Genomic DNA, 20,654 nt, shown 5'->3' on the forward strand with positions numbered 1-20,654 from the left:
ATCTCTCCCGAGTGGGCTTTCTGTATTTGTACAAACCGAGAGCTACGTGGCTGGATCGAGAGTTCGCAGACTTGTGAAGTCGAATTGAACGAATTCACAGCACTCCTCGACGGTGTCGCACCTGCTGTCTGTCGAGATGGTCCGAGCGGATCTTGACGATGTACGGCTCGTGTATGCCGTTAATTCCGCCGCGGGTCGCACTACTTGCCAACGCGAGCAGTTTGGTTCTTTGGACGGGGACAATCATCAATCTACAGTACTATCCCGGTCGAGGGAACGGTGATCTGGATCAGGCAATGGCTAATCGAATTCGCTACGCTTAAACGACCGAGTTGACTACCTCTATTCGCGCCAAGGTGGCAGAGTCTGGCCTAACGCAGCGGCCTGCAGAGCCGCCCATCGCCGGTTCAAATCCGGCCCTTGGCTTCCTCGTCTCTTACACCCCCGAGAAGTGCCGGTATGTAACTGTTACCTGCCTTTCTCTATAGACTCGACGTTGTGAACTGTTGCTCGAAAACGGTTGCACACAGAATCAAGACTCTATCGAAGAATACAGTACGGGCAGGCCGCTCATGGAATCCGCTTTCGACGGGGCAACGCCCGACCTATCGGGGTCGCACGAACTATAGTAGCCATTGAAAATCAATGCACACCTGATCGCACTGCCGTCGTGCGATCAGTGTGTAAATCGTTTCGATTGTTACTATAGTGTACGGCCACAAACTGGTTCCCGGGACATTCGAAGCTGGAGTTAGCGGAGATGGGGGCGGCGGAGAAAGATGGATGACGCTGCTGACCCGGTATCAACTCTTATTTGTCGGCACCAGTATTACAGTTGCAATGGGGTTGTTGGGACGGGAAATACGGCGGACAGTCGTCGACAACTACGAACTGCTACTGATTTGTCTGATCGCCATCGCTGCGGTTGGCGGATATCTCACGTATACGGGCCACGTTGCTCCGGGAACGGACACGACTACGCGTCAGGTGTCGTCGTGGCAGTCGTCCGGATCGTTCTCCCACAATGCGACAGTTCGCAACGGTACCTCGGCGTTTCCAGAGGATGAAGTGCTCGAAGATCAACCTGTGTATCTCCGGACGGTCGCCCCCGTATTGGACGGCGCGTTCATGTACACGTACAGCGCCAGCAACAAAAGCGACCTTACGGCCTCGGCTGACGTGTTTGTTCAGTATCGCTCCGTCGAATCAACCCAGAACGGAGAGCTCGTCTACTGGGAGGTCAAACGACCACTGACACAAGGCACTGTACAGTCGCTGGCCGCGGGTGAGCGTCTGACGGTTCCGTTTTCGCTGAATGTCAGTCACGCAGCCGAAACCGTTCGACGTATCGATTCGGAACACGGTCAGACGTCCGGTCGACTTGAGATGGCGGTGGTCTCTCAGGTGGCTCTTTCGGGGACGCGCAACGGGCAGTCGGTCGACACGACTCGGACGTATCGCCTCCCGATTATCCCGAGGCAGAGCAGCTACCGGGTCGAAAACGCTGGCCCGGTGCCGAACAGTGGTGACCGAACCGTCGAAGCGCAGGTCGAAAAAGCGTATGGACCGATCTGGACTCTCGGTGGCCCAGTGCTCCTGCTTGGTAGCTTTAGTGGTGCTGCTGCCCTCGTCTACGGGCGCACGACCGACTATCTCACACTGACCGACGCCGAGCGCCGATGGCTCGCATACAAGTCCGCCCGTGAGGAGTTTGACGATTGGATAACCGTCGGCCGGGCTGATCCAGTCGACGACGACGTCTGGACGACTTCAGTTGATTCGCTCGTCGGGCTCGTGGACGTCGCAATAGACACCGAGGAACGTATCATCGAGTCAGATAGCGATTCTGAACTCATCGTGTACACTGGTGACCGACTGTTTCGGTACGCGCCTCCGCCAGAACCCGGAACTGATTCGACTGTGGGAAACAGTGACGCTGAGACACCGGACTGACCGGATTGTTTTACTGCTTTTCGGTGCCGTCGTCGTCGGCTTGCAGTTCGGGCAGTGCATCGAGTTCAGGGACCAGCCGGTACCCGGTCACCGTGCCGACTGCAGCGGAGAACGCGAGCGCCGCAACCAGCTGCGAGACTGGGCCGAAGCCAGCGCCTGAGGCAGCTGCCACGACAAGAACCGTGAGTACGATTCCGGCAAGACCGATCGCGGTCTCGCGGACAGCGACGCGCCGGAACCGGCGACGGCGGTCACCCGGTTGCGTCTGGAGTACCGGGAGGACATCGTGATATCGCGTCTGCACGAGGTAGTTCGTCACTACGACGAGCAGGCCAGCGATGAACGCCCACGGCCCCCAGCTAATTCCGAATGCCGGCTCGAAGCCGAGCGTGAATCCGTTCGGTTCGGCTGACTGTTGACTTTCGGGTGTCGTCGGCACGGGCTCAGCGCCACCGCCGGCCACGGTTTCGGGTTCTTCTTCGCTGGTGGTGGGCGTCTCAGCCGGTTCGTCGGTCGACGTCCCGACACCAGTACCGCTGCCACCGCTTCCGCCGCCAGCGGCTGTTTCAGTCTCGTTCCCGTCATCGTTTACGGTCTCGTTCGTCGAGTTACTGTCCGTCGGCGTTGGCGTCGGCGTCGTGGGATCGCCCCCGCCCTGCGTACCACTCCCATCATCGTTACTGGGTGGCACACCGCCACCACCGCCACCGGTTGACCCACCGCCGCTCCCACCGTTGCTCTCGTCCCCTTCGGTTGACTGCTGTTCGGGAACAGGGGCGGTGATCGATATCGTGCCAGTGAAGTTGCGCTCCGCTGGCGTCACTGCCAGCCCAAAGCGCACTGATTCGTCGGGCTCCAGCGAGACAGTGTCGCCGGCGACTTGTGCTCCGGTGTCCATCCGGTACATGCGAACTGTTTCCGGCTCGCTGTCCAGTTCGACGGTAGCGGCACTATCAGTCCCCTCGTAGCCCGCAAACCCGACGACGAACAGGTCATCGACGCGGGTCTGACCGTTCGGGAGCACTGGTGAAAGACTGATGCGTAGCTGCCCTGTCTCGTCGTATTCGACGTACTGGTCCCCGTTTACCGTGTCAGCGGGAGCCAAGTAGACGCCGGAGTTCCGGTCGGGTGCAACCTCGTCGCCGTCGATGAAGGCACCTGTCGCCATAGCGGTCCCTGCGAGGAGGACGACCGCTGCCATGACAGCGATGAGAGTGCGATTCATAGTTGGTTGTGTCGTGCCGACTGCGTTGGATCTTCGTGTGTGCCTGTATCTGGGCCTGTTGGTCGGCGGCCAGCGCCGGAATCGCGTTTCACTTACTGCTGGACCGCCTCGACGACGAAGGTCACGTCGCTGATCTCGCTGAGATCGTCGCCATCGACGCCGTCATCTCGGAGGTCGACAACGATGTCCAGTTCCACGGTGTCGCTGTAGCCGCCGTCTGAACTCCCGCCGTCGGGGTCGAGCGTGATAGCCTGGTCCGGGCCGACAATCGAGACGCCAGCGGACCCCTCCCGGAAGTCCAGAACTTCACCGTTTGTGGGGTCATCTCCAACCCCAGTAGTGCTGTCATCAATATAGAGGTTGACCTTGGATTGGCTGTTGTTGTCGACCTCCAAAGCGTTCTCGAAGCTGGTCTTCGCTTGTTCGTTGAGATTCGTCTGTTCGAAGTTGATGATATCAACCGACTCGTTTGTGTCCGTCCCGACGATGCTCGTGGCACCGCTCCCCGGGCTGAACCCCACCTGTGCCGATCCGGTATCGCCGGTGACTTCGAGATTGACGTTCCGGTCTGCTTCGATAGAGGTGAACGCACCGGATCCAAACACCGCACCCGTCCCCACACTGGCTGCACCAATACTAAGGAGAAAGCCACGCCGATTCATTGGAAGCTAGTTCACGGCATAGTGGCTTAGTACTGAACAGCGTTAGCGGCTTCAATGAGTGCTTTAGCCGGGCTAATGCAACAAAATAGTAAGTGGTAACCTCTCGATAAGCGAACTGAACATGAAACTGAACCGTAGAAGCGTACTCGGTCTCATCGGGACAGTCGGTATCGGATCTGGCGCGGCGTTCGGCTCTGGTGCATTTAGCACTGTCAGCGCAACGCGTGAAGTCGAAGTCAACGTCGTTGGCGCTGACGGCAACGGCTCCGAGATCGCAACCGAATTTACTGACGTGCTTGTCGACGCGTCCGCCGATGAGGTTGCGCTTCGGAATAGCAACGACGATCTCGTTACCGATGCCACGACCCTGTTTCCGACGAGTTCTGACTCTCTTGCTACCGATGGTGGCACGACTGTTTCGACCGACTACGTAAGCCTCATCGCGAACGACGTATCTGTCGTCTTTGGATACGAGGACGGTGGAACCGACGAACGGCTGATGCCAAACAGTACGTACGACTATGACAGTGGGTTCTTCAAACTGGTCAATAACGACGACGGAAACTCGACGACGTTCAGTGTTGATCTGAGCACCGGCAGCGGCCTTCTTTCCGATATCAACGGGAGCGGCGATACCCACAGCGAAGAGGTGTCTGCGGGCGGGGTTTCTGATCTCTCTGCAACCCTCGAAACGGGCGACAGCGCCCAGGAAACCGAAGACCTGACAATCACAATCACTGAAGTATAACGGGTTGGCTCTGCTGTCCGACTCCCTCACCTACCCATGCCCTGCTGCCGGCGGACGCCCGTCCCTGGCGGTGGATGTCTAGCGTAGAAAACACAGTTACTTACCATTTACAATCAAATACGAACAAAAAATCTATCAAGTAGTGCAGTCTAAACAGAAACATGGGACAGGTGGGGGTTAGCCGGCCAGAAGAGCGACAGCTATCGCGTGATGACGTATACGACATACTGAGCAACCAACGGCGCCGGTACGCTTTACACGCGATAAAACAGGAGGACGAGTGCGCCGAACTCTCTGACCTTGCCGAGCAAGTCGCTGCGTGGGAAAACAACAAGTGCATTCAGGAGATCACGTCCACGGAGCGACACCGCGTGTACACGTCAATGCAGCAGACACACCTCCCGACACTTGAACGCGCGGGCGTCATCACGCACGACAACGGGACAGTTACGATGACCGATACAGCTGACAGCCTTGACGTGTATCTTGATGTCGTCCCGGGGGATTCAATTCCGTGGGCGGAGTACTATCTCGGACTCGCCGCTGTTTCGCTAGCGCTCGTCGTCGCTGTCTGGGTCGGTGTCTTTCCACCGTCGGTTCCGTCGCTCGTGTGGCCGACGGTCATCACGCTGCTGTTTCTCGTCTCTGCGGCGTACCACGTCACGGAGACTCGCCGGCTGCAACTCGGCGCAGCCGATAAGCCACCGGAGTTGTCGGAATGAACAAGAAGTGGACCCGACGTGGTGCACTCGCGTTCATCGCTGGTGGGGCAGGCCTGCTCGCTGCTGAAACATCCGGTGTCACTACCATCGACGCAAAGCGGTCCAGTAACCTGAAAGCGACCGACGGCAGCGATGCACTGCTTGGTATCGACATCGGCCCAGTCAGTGGAATGGACGGCCAGCAAGTGACACTGCTAACGCTCACCAACAACTTCGACCAGCAACTTACGAGTGTTCGTGTCAGCCCCGGTCCCGCTCCACCGTTCGAAACTGTCCAGACGCCGAACAGGCTTCTGCCGGGCGAGAGCGGCGATGTCACAACGACGCTCGCCTGTGACTCAGAAGGGAGTACCACTGTCAACCTTGATATCACTGCTACCGGCGACGACCAGCGTATCGAACTGAGCCGATCGGTTTCAGTCGAGTGTCGCGACCCCAAGGTGTCGTGGTGGCACTTCGAAGATGTTAGCAGAACGGATATCCCGGATTCCTGGGCCGCTGGCAACGATGGCGAACGGGAGTTTAGTTTTGACAGGGACCGCGACCGCTTTTATGAACCAGACCTAGCGACATCCAGTCTGGGCCGCGGCGAAGTGCTCAATTTCGATGGTGACGATGCCGTCACCGTTCCTGACGACGATACGCTCGACTTGACTGATGATTTCTCGCTCTCTGCCTGGGTATTCCCCCGAAGCCAGAATGGCCTCACACGACTGTTCAGCAAGTGGAACTCCCGTGGCGACGATAGCTATCAGTTCGGCTTCGGTGGTGGTTGGAAGGGTTCGGACGACAGAGAACTGCTCATCGAGACCACCGACGATAACAAACTCACGGGTGTTTCGCTGACGAAGAACCGGTGGGCACACGTCGTGTGGACCCACGGATCACAGGACAGGGTGTACGTCAACGGGGCGCAAAAGGGGCCGACGTTTTCGCTCCCCGATGCGCAGGCGTCCGAACAACCGCTTCGAATCGGTACAGGACTCAATTCTGGCGGGAACGCTATCTATGGATTCGACGGTGCCATGGACGAACCCAAGGTGTACGACGCCGCGCTCACCGCCGAGCAGGTGAGCAATCTCTACAATTCAAGCACGGCAAGCGCAGGTGGTGGCGGCGGCGATATCACCGGCTGAACCCGCGATCATTCACGCCCAAGCAGGCGGCGTACCTGTCGCTTCAGCGGGACCGACCGGTCTCGGCTCCGCTCGCGCGTTGTTCCGAACCCGAAGGTCGCCCCAGCTGCCGCTGTGAGGCTTCCTAACACCAGGAGATTGAACGCCCCGATTGCCACCAGCGGGTGGACTCGGTGCAGTCCCGCGATGACGCCCGGCGGTGCTAACAGGAAGTACCGGTGCTCTTCGACGGTCACGACCGCCTGTTCGCCCGGTGGTGGGGCGGGCACCGACAGCGTTGCCGTCGCGGACCCGCCGCGCTGGACGACAAGCCGGTTACGGTCCATCGCCGCGTCCGGGTGCGACGATTCCAGGATGATGAGCATCGTTACCAGTCCGCCGTTTTCGGCAGTGAACTCGCTTTCGACGGTCTCCCCGGGCGTGACATCCTCGCTAGTGCTGTCGATGGTGACGCTGTGAGTGCCGCTCGGAGCGACCATTGCCGCGTTGGCTGGGACGAGAATCAACACTGCCAGTGCGAGTATAACCGTCCAGCCATTGATGGCGTCCCCATCGCGCGAACGAGTCCGTTCTCTGGTCCGCTCCTCGCTGGCCCGGAAGCTGTCGACGAAGACGAGTAGAAACAGCCCGAGCCCGATAGAGATGAACAGTCCACTGAGGCCCTGCCCGCTCGTCAGGTCGCTGTTGCCCGGCCCGCCAATCAATACCAAGCCGCTTTCTGCCGCCGTTCGAGCGGAGCTGATGGCGGTGCCGAGACCGGGGAGCCGGACGACCTGTCCGTTGATCTGGAGTGCTGTCGCGACGACTCGGTCGTCCGTGACAACCGGCTCACCTCCGCTCTGGTCTCTGAAGGGGTTGTTGTCCCCTTTCGTGATGTAGCCGCCGTCGGTCTCCGCGACGACCCGGTGTGTCGTCAGTCCGCCGCCCTGTAGCTCGACCGCTTCGAACACGATGACGTCCCCCGGCTCAATCTCGCCAGCGACGGGTGCAGGAACGGCGACGAACGCGTCGCCCGTATTCAGCGTCGGCGACATACTCCCTGAGGTCACGTACCCCAGCAGGATCGGCTGCCCGAGGAGTTGCCCGATAACGAGGGAGAGAACGACGAGGACAGCAAGCAGGGTGAACGCGTCCTCGACGGCCTGCCGCAGCATACCTGCAGTAGCCGGTCACAGGTTTTCAACCCTCCGAACAGCGGAGCAGTCGACGCAGTCGCTCATTATCCGAAGCGTACGAAATCGGCGCATGTGGTCTCTGCGCGCGACGCACTGTCGTATGGCGACCGCGTGGCAGGCCAGTTCTGGTCGACCATATCACTGACCGTCTCGATCACTCTGTTTCGACAGGGATCGTGTGGACCTGCCGGAGCGGCGCGATGTGTGCTTTCGCCGCCTCGTCCAGTGGAAAGGTCCCGTGGATGTCGGCCGGGACCTGGCCGTGGACGACACGCCCGAACGGCGCGGCGGCGGTGGGATACACCTGCTCGGCCAACCGGGCGACAGGGGCCGCGACATCGAGGCCTTCCAGCGCTTCCTTCACAGCCGCTTCGCCGACGTGAACGGACTCGCCTTCGATCAGGATGAACGCAAACGGCAGGTCGTCGAACTGTGCCTGGAGAAACGCCTGAATCGCGTCGGACTCCCAGGGGACCGGCGTGATGTCCGTGGCACAGCGGGTTACCGTCTCGGCAGCGCGCCGGAACAGGTCGGTACTGCCGTCGTAGACGAGAAGCGACTGAGTCACACCCCCTGTACGGGTTTGGGCCGTTTGAACGTTGTGTAGTGTCACAACGGCTTATGCTTCTGTCCCTCTACGTTTCTGTATGGACGCACGGGACGAACCGATGACCAGACTCGCCCGGCGACTCGAAACAGTACTGGAGAGCGCGCTTGCCGATAGCGTGTCGTGGACGGTCACTACTGACGGCCCAGTCGTCGCTCGACTGCCCGACCGCGAGTTCGCGTTCGAGCGGAACGATAGCCCGGATGGGTACCGGTGGACAGTCGTGTTACGCGCGGACGGGGCGGTCGTGAGCAAGTTCGGACCGTTCGAGACGGTCGACGGCGTCGTCGAGCAGGTCGAATCGCTCGTTCACTCAGAGGTTCGGTACACGGTTTGCTGTAACGGCTAACTGTCCCAGCGCCAGCACTACCCATCACGCGAATTCAGCGGCCGCGTTTCGGTCAGCGACACGTCGCTCGTGGGTAATCTCTATACGAACCCCGCACCAACGGATAGGTGTATGAGTTTGCTCAAGAGCAAGCACCTCCTCAACGGGATCGTCTCACTGGTCGTCAGCGTCGGTATCACTGTCTGGCTGGCCGACGACGAGGACGCGCCGTGGAGCCTGACTGACATGGCCATGGCCGTCGCTATTTCGTCGTTCCTGTCCGGCTTTTTCACCAGCTACTTCGCCGACTGACGGTCGGACGACTCTCTGAACAGGGGAACACCGATGCCGTTCCGGCCCGTCCGACTGGTATGGACAAACCAGAACCCGTCGACGACTGGCCCCACCGCCCGTTCTCGCCGACGGAAGCCAGTGCCTTGCTGGAAGACATCGATGGCGCTGTCGCGGTCTGGGTGATGCACCACGACAACGACGTTCGGTCGGCCGTCGTTCTCGATGACGCCCCCGAGGACGCAGTCATCGACATTGTCGTCGAGACCGAGGCTGCCTTCGAAATGTACAGTTACACGAGCGGCGTGTGGATGGACTACGGTACGCAGCGGAAAGACGATCCGGATGCCCCGTCGATGGCAGGAACGCTCGACAGCTACGACGTTCTCGCTGGCGAGTCCGATATAGCCTGATCGATGCGATACATCGACACCGCCGTTACTGGGGCGAGACGCCCCTACCACCCGTCTATCAAGACACTCGAAAAGTAATCATTAAACGGCGCGGCGACTGACCCTCCTGATATGCAACGACGAGCCGCGGCGGCGTACTTCGCGTTCTTCCTCGTTATCAGTGTTGCTGCGTACGCCTACATCGGCGTCGCGGAGAGTCAGCGGCCGGCGGTGTCGCTCGACGCTGACGCCGAACTGACCAACGAGAGTACGTTCACTGTCGACGGAACGGAATACACAGTCACAAACATCCACATGTCCGGCGGCGGCGGTGGCGGCCACGGCGGCGGTGGCGGTGGCAGCATGGCAGCTGACCTCTCGTGGACGAATGAATCGTCACGGTATACAGCGACGCTAGAGCACAACGCCACGACGACCTACCAGAACGATACCTACCGCGTGCACACTGACAGCAACGAGAGTACGGTGACCCTCGAAGAAGAACTCAACGTCAGTGCGCTCCTCGCCGAGGACACCTCGGTCAAGAACACGCTGGCGACCCAGAACGGGACCGAGTACGTAGTCTACCGGTCGAACAACACGCAAGTCCCGCTGAGTGAATGGCTCCCAGAGCCGGAGACGGTGTCGTTCACCACCGGCGATACCTACCCGCACGCGACCGATAGCGGCACCCAGGAGACCACGATCTCCGAAGTGACCGACGACGGCGCGACCCTCGAATGGTTCGCACCGCGCGAGAACACAATCGAACTTTCGGAGGGTGGGAACGTCACGCTGAACGAGCAGCAGTTCTTCACGCACTTCCCAGACCATAGCACCGTCCAGATCGTCCCGATTCAGCAGTACGACCAGTACCAGACGACGCTCGACCAGCAGGACTACTTCCACGAGCGCAAGAACGGCATCTGGGGCGTCTCGATACTCTCGGGCATCGCTGCCGTGCTGATGCTAGGGATGGCGTATATGCCCGTCCGCGGATAACAAGACGTCTGTTTTCGGCTCTGTTCTCGGCGACTGACTTACGCGTCGGCTGCCCAGCTGATGTACGCCAGTCCGACACCGATCAACCCCATCACGACCGCTGCCGCCAGTTGTATAATTACCGCGCCCATCGACGCGTACGTCTGCCACGGCGTGCTGGCAATCGCAGCGAGCGTGGCGACGACGAGCAGTACGCCCACAGTCACGCCCAACGGGCGCAGCGGTTGCGCGAGTGCGCGCTGAATTGTACCGGTATTTCCGTCCATACTGGTGCCATCCGCCGTCTCGGTGGTAAATGAACCGGTCTCGAACTCTGTCCTGTCGCGCTGCTTCTTGTACACAGAACAGCGGGCCGGGCAGGAATTGAACCACCTGCACTTCGCTCACTACGTTCGCTCGTGCCGTAGTTCAACTCCTTCCTGCCGGTTCACTTACCGACTCGCGGTGCTCGTCGGTTCGTTGCACGGGCCGGGAGGGAGTTGAACCCCCGACCATCTGGTTAAAAGCCAGACGCTCTGCCTAACTGAGCTACCGGCCCTCGCTATTCGCTCGGGGGAGCGGCGATTAAGACCTTACGGTCCGTCGTCGAAGTACGATTCGATAGCCTCGCTGATGACTTCTCCGGGGGAGGCCCCATCGAGTGCGGCCTGCCGGCGGAGTCGACAGTAGGCGTCGCGGCCGAGTTGTGTCCGCAACTCGCCCAGCGCGTACCCGTTTCTGGCGAGCGCCGCGTCCACGGACGCGCCGTCATTGACACTGCTGGCAACGGACCGGATCTGGCGGACGGTGAGGTCGTGGTCGAGGGCGGCCCACGCCAGCAGGAGGCGGGACTCGCCGGAGACTCTGGCGATGTGTTTGGCCGCCGTCGGCGCAATTTCCCCCTTGGCGACGTGAATCCGGACGGACCGGGGGAGGTCGTGCACGCGGGACCACTTCCGGATGAACGAGACCGAGGCTTCGCCACCGGCCCGTTCGGCAGCGGCCTTGTAGGACCCCTCACCACGGACCAGGGCTGCACACGCGGCTGCGCCGCGCAGAATGAACACGTTGTCATCGGCGCCGGCGGTGTTCTCGGAGAACTTCTCGACCGTTCTGGCGGCGAGCTCGAGGCTCTCGGAGTCGTCGGGATCGAACTCGATGGCCTCCTCGGGCCGCTGGCCAGTGAGTGCCGGGTCCCCGCGGATGACCGGTTTACCGACCGGTGATTCACGGTCGGTCGATGGAACGTAATTGTCGGGCCCCTCAGGCATCGATACGTGCTTGGGGAGCACCGCACAAAAGTATCCCGTACAGGGGTGTCATACAGGCTATTGTAAGTCATTCCGGGATTGCGCCGACCCGGGCCGGCGCAATTAATACGCAGTCACAACAGTCTGTATCAGTCGTCAGAGGCGCTCTCGCGCTCTTCGCTCATGTGCTCCCAGATTTCTGTGCAACCGCAGCCATCCTCGACGTTGTCGAGGTGGTCTGTGGTCGGCTCTTCGCGTTCGGCGTCGTCGTCGTGGGTCTGTTGTGCGTTCGTCATCGTTTCTGTCACAGCAGCGACCTGCGTGGCCGCCGCGTGGTGTCGTACTCCTTCGTAACGCCCCCACTATCTTAAACACGGACTCTCCTGTAAGCTTGGCCCGCACTGCGACTTACAGGCAACATATGTTTGTATCTCGTACAGATCCCACCAAATAGTGGGTCATTATGTTCTGATACACTCACCGCATGACTGCGGTGGATTCGACCCGATCCGGTGATACTTGTGACCGCCGATGCTCTCAGGTATCTCTGGAATCTAATGATATGTAATGACGACCGACGTTCACCAGCTCGACGACGGGGCCTGGATTTCCGTCAACGACTCGCGGGAAGTGAACGTCTCGGACCTGTGGTTGTTGGCTCGAAGCGACTTCTGTGGGTGTGAGACGACGGATTTCCTCGCCGAGGGGTTCGTAAAAGTGGGCGTGGATTACCCGGATATTCAGGCGCGAATAGCCGGTCAGTGTATCGCCTGCGGTGAAAGCGGTGTTACCGACTGGCTGACGGTCGGCCGCGTCGTAGACCCCGATTCCGGCGAATTCTACGGTGTCGTCCACGAGAGCGTCCATTTTCCGGAGAAGCGAACCCGGCTTGCCCGTCCCGATGAATAGGCAACAATTTCTTGTTTCGGGGAGTGGTGGCGACGGTTGACGGCAAAGTGTGTTGTATAAGTCTGTGAGACTTGTGGAAGAACACATTAGCTATGCCCAGTAAAGTCGAGAAATGGAAGGACGAGGTCTACGGTAACGAGATTCGAGAGCATCTGATGGAGTTCGCAGAGAAGGGCTGGGACGCCATTCCGGAAGACGAGCACGACGCCTGGTTCGAGCGCTTCAAATGGTGGGGGCTGTACCACCAGCGTTCCGGCCAGGAGTCGTATTTCATGATGCGCATCGGGACGCCAAACGGCGTCATCAAGCCCGGCCAGCTCGAAGTCATCGGCGAAGTCGCGAAGGAGTACGCGACCGGCCCCGTCGATAACCCCGAGTTCGGCGAGGCCTACTGTGACTGGACGACCCGCCAGAGCATCCAGCTCCACTGGATCAAACTGGAGGACATCCCGGAGATCTTCGAGAAGCTCGAAGCCGTCGGTTTGGGCACCCAGCAGGCCTGCGGTGACTCCTGGCGGAACATCGTCGGCTGTCCCGTCGCCGGCAAGGACAAACACGAGCACGTCGACGCCTGGCCCGTCGCCGAGGACCTCCACGAGACGTTCAAGGGCAACGACGACTACTCGAACCTCCCGCGCAAGTGGAAGGTCGCCATCGCCGGCTGTGACGAAGGCTGTGGCCAGGGCGACATCAACGACCTCGCCTTCGAGCCCGCCGAGAAGGACGGCGAACTCGGCTTCAACGTCCGTATCGGCGGGGGCCTCTCCCGCAAGGAACCGCGCCTCGCCCGCGATATCGACGTGTGGGTGCCGCCGGAGCAGGCCGCCGACGTGGCCCACGGCATGTCCGCGCTCTTCCGCGACCACGGCGACCGCGAGGACCGCTTCAACGCCCGCATCAAGTTCCTCATGGACGAGTGGGGGCCGGAAAAGATGCGCTCGGTCCTCCAGGACGACTACGTCGACTTCGAACTGCCGACCGCCGGCGAGGACATGCGCGACCAGTACAGCTACAACACCGGGTCCCAGGACGGGCACAACGACCACGTCGGGATTCACGAACAGAAGGACGGCAACTACTACGTCGGCCTGAACGTCCTGGTCGGCCGCATGGGCGCCGACGACGTGCTCGAACTCGCGGAACTCGCCGACGAGTACGGTTCCGGCGAGGTCCGCTTGACCCAGCGCCAGAACATCATCGTCACCGACGTCCCCGAGGAGAACCTCGACGAGTTCACCAGCGAACCCCTCCTGGAGAACTACTCCCCGGACCCGTCGCCGTTCATGCGCGGCTCCATCGCCTGTACCGGCACGGAGTTCTGTTCGCTCTCTATCGTCGAGACGAAGAACCGTCAGGTCCGCTACGCCCGCTGGCTCAAGGACAACGTCGAACTGCCCGCGGACCACAAGGACTTCCACATCCACCTCTCGGGCTGTACGGCCTCCTGCGCGCAGCCCCAGATTGCCGACGTGTCCCTGCGTGGCATGAAGACCCGCAAGGACGGCGAACCAGTCGAAGCGCTCGACATCGGCCTCGGCGGTGGTCTCGGCGACGACCCGCGCTTCGCCGACTGGGTGGAGATGCGCGTCCCGGCCGACGAAGTCCCCGGCGCGATCAAGAACCTCGTCAACAACTTCGAGGACGCTCGCGAGGGCGGCGAGACCTTCCGTGACTTCGTCGAGGATCGCGACGAGGAGACGCTGGCCGAGATGGTCGAGCCCGAAGAGACGGACTACCACGACCCGTACATGCACAACACGAAGATGACGTGGTACCCCTACGCAGAGGACGACGACATGCAGTCCTCGCCTGCGCCGACCGATGGTGCCGGCGAGCCGCTCCCCTCTGACGACTAAGTCACACTGCTGGGCATTCGCGTCTCGACTGTTGTCGAATTGCGCTGTGACCCGCCTTTCTCACACAGTTTCTCCCGACGCTGTGGCCGGGAGCGCGCTCTGTCGCGCGACCCGGGGGAGGGCAGGTCTGCCTGAGGATGAGACACAATTTAAGTCACCGTGAACATACCGCGAGCGAAGCGAGCGGTTTCCCCGGACTCGCCGCGGTGTGGCGAGTCCGGCCTTTTTCGTCGACGTTTTTCAAGGAGTGGTTCGCGCTTCGCGCGAACCCGACGCAGAAAAAGGTCGTTGGTAAGCCTTATTCGCGGCACTGGCGTAGCAGTAAGTGGCAGCGGGAGGCCGGCTCCCGTGGCGCAAGCCATGAGGAAAGTCCCCCCACCTGTCGGACAGGTGACCGGGCGCAAGCCCGGGGCGGGAGACCGTCGGCTCTGGAACAGCAACGACACGTCGTTGCCGGACCGATGAGGTGTGCGAATCCCGAGCGAGGCTGGTCGTGCCCCACCAGACGGTGTGGCACGCGGCCAAAGCGAGGGAGAGTTAACCCACCGAGGGCAGTCGCGACCCGGTGACTCCGGGGCGCGCAGTTGTGGACCACATCCGTGCTCCACCCGTGGGCCGCAGACGCCCCACGCATTCCGTGGGCCGCAAACGCCCCACGCTTCCGGCGACGGACCGATGGAACGGCGAAACCTCACCGGTGCAAGGCCGCGTCGACAGGTAGTCCGACGCCGCGCGCAAGCGCTGGACGTGGCCGCTCAGCCGAATGCTGGCCCGAACAGAAGGGGGCTTACTCCCCGCAGCCATACGAGCCTTCGAGCGGCGGGTCCGATGGTTACAAGCCCGCGCCGGCCACAGGCCAGAGTATGACCGCAGCCGACCTTATCGACGCAGTTCGTGACGACCAGCAGACGGAACTCTCCCGACTGGGTTCCTCGAAGACGCTCTATGCTGACACCCGCGGCGAGATGGAACCGGACGTAGTGCTTTCGGCGGCCGCCGCCCGCGAGCAGGCAGCTCACGACACGTTCGACGCCTGGAGCGACGACGGCCACGACGACGCGGCGGTGCTGTTCGCCGATGCGGCGGGCGAGACGGCTGAGCGCCGCGATAGCATCGACGCCGATCCGGTCGACCGGACGCCGGCAATGCACGGCGTGCTCGCTGACCTCGATGGGACCGTCGAACGCCTCGGCGGCTTCGTCGGCTGGTCGCTCGTCGACAAGAAGGTCAAAGAGCAGTACACCGGCTTCTTCACCGGCCAAGCGGACCCACAGACGGCGAGTACGTTCCGCAGCGCCGGCAGCGACGTGGTGGACCTCCGCGACGAGGCCGCCGAACTGCTCGATGCGGTGTGTGAGAGCGACGACGACTGGGACGCCGCGGAGGCTGCTGCTATCGATGTCATCTCGACGGCTTACGACGAATACTTCGAGACGCTCGAAGATCTCGGCGTGAACCCGAAGCCGGTCTGCTAACGCTTCACAAACCACGCGGCTCAAGTCCGTCCAGCCCGATGTGTGGGTAATGAGCGACACCGGCGGACCACTCTCTATCGACCGACCAGATGTCGACCGCGAGTTCCGTGTCGACGCCCCGTTCGAGCCGGCGGGCGACCAGCCCGAGGCTATCGAAGGGCTCGCGTCGGGCTATCGCCAGGGGATGGACCGGCAGACCCTGCTCGGTGTGACTGGCTCCGGGAAGACAAACACCGTTTCCTGGGTCGTCGAGGAGATTCAGCAACCGACCCTCGTTATCGCCCACAACAAGACCCTCGCGGCCCAGCTGTACGAGGAGTTCCGCGAGCTGTTCCCGGATAACGCCGTCGAGTACTTCGTCTCCTACTACGACTACTACCAGCCCGAGGCCTACGTCGAGCAGACGGACACCTTCATCGACAAGGACGCCTCCATCAACGACGAGATCGACCGGCTGCGCCACTCCGCGACGCGCTCACTGCTCACCCGGGACGACGTCATCGTCGTCGCGTCGGTGTCGGCCATCTACGGCCTCGGTGACCCGCGAAACTACATCGACATGTCCCTCTCGCTCGAGGTGGGCCAGGAGATCGAGCGCGACGACCTGCTCGGTCGACTGGTCGACCTGAACTACGAGCGCAACGACGTGGACTTCACGCAGGGGACCTTCCGCGTGCGCGGGGACACGCTGGAAATCTACCCGATGTATGCCCGCTACGCCCTGCGCGTGGAGTTCTGGGGCGACGAGATCGACCGGATGCTGAAGGTCGACCCGCTTGAAGGCGAGGTCAAAAGCGAGGAGCCCGCCGCCCTGCTCCACCCGGCGGAGCACTACTCGATTCCGGAACAGCGGCTCCAGCGGGCCATCGACGAAATCGAGGAACTGCTGGACCAGCGTATCAGCTACTTCGAGCGACAGGGCGACCACGTCGCCGCCCAGCGCATCGAGGAGCGGACCACGTTCGACATCGAGATGATGCAGGAGACGGGCTACTGCTCGGGTATCGAGAACTACTCGGTCCACCTCTCGGACCGCGAGACGGGTGAAGCCCCTTACACCCTGCTGGATTACTTCCCCGATGACTTCCTCACGGTCGTCGACGAGTCCCACCAGACGCTCCCCCAGATCCGCGGCCAGTTCGAGGGCGACAAGAGCCGCAAGGAGAGCCTCGTCGAGAACGGCTTCCGCCTGCCGACGGCCTTCGACAACCGCCCGCTCACTTTCGAGGAGTTCGAGGAGAAGACCGACCAGACGCTGTACGTGAGCGCGACGCCGGGTGACTACGAGCGCGAACACAGCGATCAGGTGGTCGAGCAGATCGTCCGTCCGACCCACCTCGTGGACCCGGCCGTCGAGATCGCGTCGGCGACGGGCCAGGTCGAGGACCTGTTGGAGCGCATCGACGAACGTGTCGAGCGCGACGAACGGGTGCTCGTCACGACGCTGACCAAGCGGATGGCCGAGGACCTCACGGAGTACCTGGAGGAGTCCGGCGTCGACGTGGCATACATGCACGACGAGACGGACACGCTGGAACGGCACGAACTCATCCGGTCGCTCCGGCTTGGCGACATCGACGTGCTGGTCGGCATCAATCTCCTCCGGGAGGGGCTGGACATCCCCGAGGTGTCGCTCGTTGCGATTCTGGACGCCGACCAGGAGGGGTTCCTCCGGTCGGAGACGACGCTGGTACAGACGATGGGCCGGGCCGCCCGGAACGTCAACGGCGAGGTCGTGCTGTACGCCGACGAGCGCAGCAACGCCATGCAGTCGGCCATCCAGGAGACCCAGCGCCGCCGGCGCATCCAGCAGCAGTACAACGAGGAACACGGCTTCGAGCCGACGACTATCGAGAAGGAAGTCGGCGAAACGAACCTGCCGGGGAGCAAGACCGACACCGGCGGCATTTCCAGCGACGGCGCGAGCGACGCCGACGAGGCCGCCCGCCAGATAGAGCAACTGGAAGAACGGATGCAGGAGGCCGCGGACAACCTGGAGTTCGAACTGGCCGCGGACATCAGAGACCGCATCCGCGAACTGCGCGAGGAGTTCGATCTGGACGGCGGCGACGACAGCGACGGCGTGCCGGCACCCGGTCCGGAGTTCTGACCCGGAATCTAGACTCTGGTCTGACCCGGCTTCTGGGCACCGCTCTGATACTGCCCGCTCGCGCTGCTGTCAATCGGCCCGCTGACTCGCCCCTGTCCGGCACCGATGCCGCTGTCATCTCGACTTGGATTAATACAACCAAAATTGTTTTACGCGCTACTGCAGTTGTATAGCGTGATGTCCCGCGTCTCGCTCCCACACGATGCGAAGGCCGGTCCCACCAAGCCGGAGGTCCGGGCCGTTCTCGCTAGCAAACTCGCTCTCACCGGGTCCGACCACTTCGCGGAGGTCGGTTCCTGTACCGGCGCCGTCACCATCACGGCGGCGCGCCGGGCCGGGCGGGTCACTGCGCTCGAACGCAAGGGGAACCGACTCGACGTGACTCGCAAGAACCTCGCCGCTAACGACGTCGACGCCGATGTCGAACTGCGTGAGGCCGAGGCCCCGGAGGGCTTGCCGGACGACGCCGACGCCCTCTTCCTCGGCGGGTCGCGCAACTACGAGGCCATCCTCGACCACGCGGTCGAGACCGGTGTCGACCGAATCGTGATGAACGTCTCGCGGCTCGAAGTCGCTGGCGCGGCGACGGAGGCCTTCCGCGAGCGCGACATTCTGGAGGAGGTCGTCCAGTTCCAGGTGAGCCACGGCTACGAACTCGCCGGCGCGACGAGTTTCAACTCGGAGAACCCGGTGTACATGCTCGTCGGCAGCGCCAGTGAGGACGTTGCTGCCGACGGCGGGTCGCCGGCCGAATCTGCGGCGCAGGACGGAGGCGACCGATGACGCTCTACGGCATCGGCCTCGGTCCCGGCCAGCCCGACCTGGTGACCGTCCGCGGGAAGCGCGCCCTCGAATCCGCCGACGTGGTGTACTCGCCGGGGCGGCTCTCGCGCTCGGTCGCGACCGAACACGTCCCCGAGGAGCGCATCGGCGACCTCGACTTCCCGATGACACGCGACGAGGAGAAACTCCGGGCGGCTTGGAAGGACGCCGCCGCCGAAATCGCGCCGACGGCCCGCGACGGCGACGCCGCTTTCGTCACGCTCGGGGACCCGAACGTCTACTCGACCTTTGGCCATCTCCGGCGGACGCTGGCGGCGTTCCACCCCGAGGTCGACCTCGAAGTGGTACCCGGCGTCAGCGCCATGTCGGCGTTCGCGACGGCGCTCGGCGTCGAAATCACCGCGGGGTCAAGCTTAGCGCTGCGTGAGGCCGACCGCGGCACGTCGCCGACCGGCCCCGATCGGATGATCCTATTCAAGGTGACCGACGCGCCGGCGACCCACGAGGGGCTGGTCGAGGCCGGCTACGACGTTGTGTACGGCCGCCGGCTGTTCATGGAACAGGGCGAGACAGTTGTCACGGACGACCCAAGCGAAATCGACGAGCGAGACTACTACACGCTGGCCTACGCCGAGAAGCCCGAGACCCGCGTCGAGCAGGCGACCGACGCCTTCCTCGAAGCGGCCGACGAGAGCGGCGTCGTGACCGACGGCGGCGAAAACGGGTCTGGGGCGGTAGTGCGACAGGAGCGCTCCGAAGCCGCTCTCTGTGGCGACGAGGTGCAGCATGACTGAGGAACCGAACGAGGCTGGCGAGACTGACGAGACGGACCCACAGACGGCAATCGACTCCGTCGCCGGGAACCGGGACGACCGCGTATACGAGTACAGCGCCGGCGACGAGCAGGAGGGCATCCCCTTCGTCGGGGCCGGGCCGGGCAACCCCCGGCTGCTGACCGTCGCCGGCCGCGAACTGCTGGCCGACGCCGACCTCGTGGTCCACGCCGGCTCGCTCGTCAACAGCGAACTGCTGGAGGAGTACTGCGACGACGCCGAGACGGTCTCCTCTATCGGCAAGGACTTGGAGGAGCTGATTCCGCTGATGCGCGACGCCTACGAGGCCGGCGACACCGTCGTCCGGCTCCACAGCGGCGACCCCGCGATTTATGGAGCCGCGCTGGAGCAGATGGACGCGCTCGAACACGAGGGGGTCCCGACCTACATCGTTCCCGGCGTCACCTCGGCGTTCGCCGCCAGCGCGACGATGCGCACGCAGTTGACGCTGAACGAGGTCGCCAACCACGTCGCCTTCACCCGCCCGCAGGGCAAGACACTGGACGAGGACGAGGATCACATCTCCGAGTTCGTCGGCATGGGCGACGTGACGACCTGTATCTATCTGGGAACCCACGCCGTCAGCGAGACGATGGACCGTCTGCTCGAAGACGGCCACGACCCAGAGACGCCTGTTGCGGCGATTTATCACGCTTCCTGGCCCGACGAGGACGTCATCGAAGGCACGATTGCGACCATCGGCGAGAAACTGGAAGACGCCGGGTATCGGGCGTCTGCGATGGTTGTGATTGGTGACGCTGTTGGTGGTGAGGACTACGAGCGCTCCTTCCTCTATGGCGACTGGGCGAACCGTGGAAGTGACTCGACTGACGGAACGCAGGAAGCCGACGACTAGGATGGCTCGTCAAATTGGTCAAGCACAATTCGAAAGCCCCCGGTCGCTCCGGTCGAGGGCCTCGCTGTGCGCGCTCGCTTCGCTCGCGTGCTTGCTTCGGCCGTCTTTCCGGAGCGACCGGCCCCTTTCAGTCCACCCGACAGCACCGCGCTGCACCGCGAGCCACACGCCTCCCCAACCGACTCACTCCCGACTGCCGTCGGTCGTTCGTCCCTCGCACAGTTCTGGCGCGCCATCCGAGCGCGCCAGCGCGCGCCGACAACAGTTTCGCGTCACCTCGCAGTCGAGTATCGACTCACAGACATCACCCACGCGGCTGCCCGGCCGGTCGCCTGGGGCAGTTTCACCGGCCGGACGTAATT

The 20,654-nt window shown here is 62.4% G+C and carries 23 protein-coding genes, 2 tRNA genes and 1 other RNA gene; 18 read left to right on the forward strand and 8 right to left on the reverse strand.

Annotated features, from left to right (window positions below; all coding sequences use genetic code 11):
• The first annotated feature begins 350 nt into the window (after positions 1-350).
• A tRNA-Cys gene (locus AV929_RS01895) sits at positions 351-426 on the forward strand.
• A gap of 414 nt (positions 427-840) precedes the next feature.
• Positions 841-1,953, forward strand: a complete 1,113-nt coding sequence (locus AV929_RS01900) for a DUF5305 domain-containing protein (protein WP_050007655.1) — start codon at positions 841-843, stop codon at positions 1,951-1,953.
• Positions 1,954-1,963: 10 nt separating this feature from the next.
• Here AV929_RS01900 and AV929_RS01905 read toward each other — a convergent pair whose 3' ends face one another.
• Both AV929_RS01905 and AV929_RS01910 read right to left on the reverse strand, forming a co-directional pair.
• Positions 1,964-3,178: a hypothetical protein gene (locus tag AV929_RS01905; protein WP_064287237.1), complete on the reverse strand. Its 1,215-nt coding sequence runs from the start codon at positions 3,176-3,178 to the stop codon at positions 1,964-1,966.
• Between the two features lie 92 nt (positions 3,179-3,270).
• Positions 3,271-3,798, reverse strand: coding sequence for a hypothetical protein (locus AV929_RS01910; RefSeq protein ID WP_230458818.1), 528 nt, complete (start codon positions 3,796-3,798; stop codon positions 3,271-3,273).
• 163 nt (positions 3,799-3,961) lie between these two features.
• Between AV929_RS01910 and AV929_RS01915 the strand changes: the two genes are divergently transcribed.
• The 3 genes from AV929_RS01915 (at position 3,962) to AV929_RS01925 (ending at position 6,446) form a co-directional block, all read left to right on the forward strand.
• Positions 3,962-4,588: a hypothetical protein gene (locus AV929_RS01915; protein WP_186764098.1), complete on the forward strand. Its 627-nt coding sequence runs from the start codon at positions 3,962-3,964 to the stop codon at positions 4,586-4,588.
• Positions 4,589-4,749: 161 nt separating this feature from the next.
• Entirely contained in the window at positions 4,750-5,310 is a 561-nt protein-coding gene (locus AV929_RS01920; RefSeq protein WP_050007652.1) for a hypothetical protein, read from the forward strand.
• Positions 5,307-6,446: a LamG domain-containing protein gene (locus AV929_RS01925; RefSeq protein ID WP_064287244.1), complete on the forward strand. Its 1,140-nt coding sequence runs from the start codon at positions 5,307-5,309 to the stop codon at positions 6,444-6,446. Before AV929_RS01920 ends, AV929_RS01925 begins: the two co-directional genes overlap by 4 nt.
• Before the next feature lie 8 nt (positions 6,447-6,454).
• Here the strand turns inward: AV929_RS01925 and AV929_RS01930 are convergent, their stop codons facing one another.
• Both AV929_RS01930 and AV929_RS01935 read right to left on the reverse strand, forming a co-directional pair.
• Positions 6,455-7,600, reverse strand: a complete 1,146-nt coding sequence (locus tag AV929_RS01930) for a signal peptidase I (RefSeq protein ID WP_064287247.1) — start codon at positions 7,598-7,600, stop codon at positions 6,455-6,457.
• Positions 7,601-7,775: 175 nt separating this feature from the next.
• Complete coding sequence (locus tag AV929_RS01935; RefSeq protein WP_014039249.1) at positions 7,776-8,189, reverse strand: hypothetical protein; 414 nt, start codon at positions 8,187-8,189, stop codon at positions 7,776-7,778.
• Between the two features lie 79 nt (positions 8,190-8,268).
• On the opposite strand from AV929_RS01935, the gene AV929_RS01940 reads away from it, so the two are divergent.
• The 4 genes from AV929_RS01940 (at position 8,269) to AV929_RS01955 (ending at position 10,241) form a co-directional block, all read left to right on the forward strand.
• Positions 8,269-8,577, forward strand: coding sequence for a hypothetical protein (locus tag AV929_RS01940; RefSeq protein ID WP_050037417.1), 309 nt, complete (start codon positions 8,269-8,271; stop codon positions 8,575-8,577).
• Between the two features lie 111 nt (positions 8,578-8,688).
• A complete protein-coding gene (locus tag AV929_RS01945) occupies positions 8,689-8,868 on the forward strand; it encodes a hypothetical protein (RefSeq protein WP_014039251.1) in 180 nt (59 codons plus the stop codon).
• 59 nt (positions 8,869-8,927) lie between these two features.
• Complete coding sequence (locus AV929_RS01950; protein ID WP_014039252.1) at positions 8,928-9,260, forward strand: hypothetical protein; 333 nt, start codon at positions 8,928-8,930, stop codon at positions 9,258-9,260.
• A 111-nt stretch (positions 9,261-9,371) separates the two neighbouring features.
• Positions 9,372-10,241: a hypothetical protein gene (locus AV929_RS01955; RefSeq protein WP_064287249.1), complete on the forward strand. Its 870-nt coding sequence runs from the start codon at positions 9,372-9,374 to the stop codon at positions 10,239-10,241.
• Between the two features lie 38 nt (positions 10,242-10,279).
• Here the strand turns inward: AV929_RS01955 and AV929_RS01960 are convergent, their stop codons facing one another.
• The 4 genes from AV929_RS01960 to AV929_RS22165 all read right to left on the reverse strand — a co-directional run bounded on the left by AV929_RS01960 (position 10,280) and on the right by AV929_RS22165 (position 11,766).
• Complete coding sequence (locus AV929_RS01960) at positions 10,280-10,507, reverse strand: hypothetical protein (protein ID WP_023843081.1); 228 nt, start codon at positions 10,505-10,507, stop codon at positions 10,280-10,282.
• A gap of 198 nt (positions 10,508-10,705) precedes the next feature.
• Positions 10,706-10,779: transfer RNA gene (locus tag AV929_RS01965), tRNA-Lys, on the reverse strand.
• Positions 10,780-10,813: 34 nt separating this feature from the next.
• Positions 10,814-11,491, reverse strand: coding sequence for a hypothetical protein (locus AV929_RS01970; RefSeq protein ID WP_008311381.1), 678 nt, complete (start codon positions 11,489-11,491; stop codon positions 10,814-10,816).
• Between the two features lie 128 nt (positions 11,492-11,619).
• The gene (locus tag AV929_RS22165) at positions 11,620-11,766 is read right to left on the reverse strand and encodes a hypothetical protein (RefSeq protein ID WP_008311379.1); all 147 of its coding nucleotides are present in this window, start codon (positions 11,764-11,766) and stop codon (positions 11,620-11,622) included.
• 271 nt (positions 11,767-12,037) lie between these two features.
• On the opposite strand from AV929_RS22165, the gene AV929_RS01975 reads away from it, so the two are divergent.
• The 9 genes from AV929_RS01975 to AV929_RS21635 all read left to right on the forward strand — a co-directional run bounded on the left by AV929_RS01975 (position 12,038) and on the right by AV929_RS21635 (position 20,652).
• On the forward strand, positions 12,038-12,379 hold the full coding sequence (locus AV929_RS01975) for a hypothetical protein (protein WP_014039256.1): 342 nt from the start codon (positions 12,038-12,040) through the stop codon (positions 12,377-12,379).
• A 92-nt stretch (positions 12,380-12,471) separates the two neighbouring features.
• Positions 12,472-14,235 (forward strand): nitrite/sulfite reductase, encoded by a 1,764-nt coding sequence (locus tag AV929_RS01980; protein ID WP_064287250.1) that lies wholly within the window; start codon positions 12,472-12,474, stop codon positions 14,233-14,235.
• Positions 14,236-14,562: 327 nt separating this feature from the next.
• An RNA gene (gene rnpB / locus AV929_RS01985) (RNase P RNA component) lies at positions 14,563-15,037 on the forward strand.
• A gap of 61 nt (positions 15,038-15,098) precedes the next feature.
• Positions 15,099-15,710: a hypothetical protein gene (locus AV929_RS01990; RefSeq protein ID WP_014039258.1), complete on the forward strand. Its 612-nt coding sequence runs from the start codon at positions 15,099-15,101 to the stop codon at positions 15,708-15,710.
• Between the two features lie 49 nt (positions 15,711-15,759).
• The gene (gene uvrB, locus AV929_RS01995; RefSeq protein ID WP_064287252.1) at positions 15,760-17,820 is read left to right on the forward strand and encodes an excinuclease ABC subunit UvrB; all 2,061 of its coding nucleotides are present in this window, start codon (positions 15,760-15,762) and stop codon (positions 17,818-17,820) included.
• 177 nt (positions 17,821-17,997) lie between these two features.
• Positions 17,998-18,603 carry a precorrin-6Y C5,15-methyltransferase (decarboxylating) subunit CbiT gene (cbiT, locus tag AV929_RS02000; protein ID WP_050037422.1) on the forward strand — a complete coding sequence of 202 codons (606 nt, stop codon included), beginning with the start codon at positions 17,998-18,000 and terminating at the stop codon, positions 18,601-18,603.
• Entirely contained in the window at positions 18,600-19,397 is a 798-nt protein-coding gene (locus AV929_RS02005) for a cobalt-factor II C(20)-methyltransferase (protein ID WP_064287254.1), read from the forward strand. The genes cbiT and AV929_RS02005 overlap by 4 nt, the downstream gene beginning before the upstream one ends.
• Complete coding sequence (locus AV929_RS02010) at positions 19,390-20,292, forward strand: cobalt-precorrin-4/precorrin-4 C(11)-methyltransferase (protein WP_064287256.1); 903 nt, start codon at positions 19,390-19,392, stop codon at positions 20,290-20,292. The genes AV929_RS02005 and AV929_RS02010 overlap by 8 nt, the downstream gene beginning before the upstream one ends.
• Before the next feature lie 66 nt (positions 20,293-20,358).
• Positions 20,359-20,652, forward strand: coding sequence for a hypothetical protein (locus AV929_RS21635; RefSeq protein WP_155120703.1), 294 nt, complete (start codon positions 20,359-20,361; stop codon positions 20,650-20,652).
• Positions 20,653-20,654: the final 2 nt, after the last annotated feature.

The sequence above is a fragment of the Haloarcula sp. K1 genome (genome assembly GCF_001647155.1).
Lineage (GTDB): Archaea > Halobacteriota > Halobacteria > Halobacteriales > Haloarculaceae > Haloarcula > Haloarcula hispanica.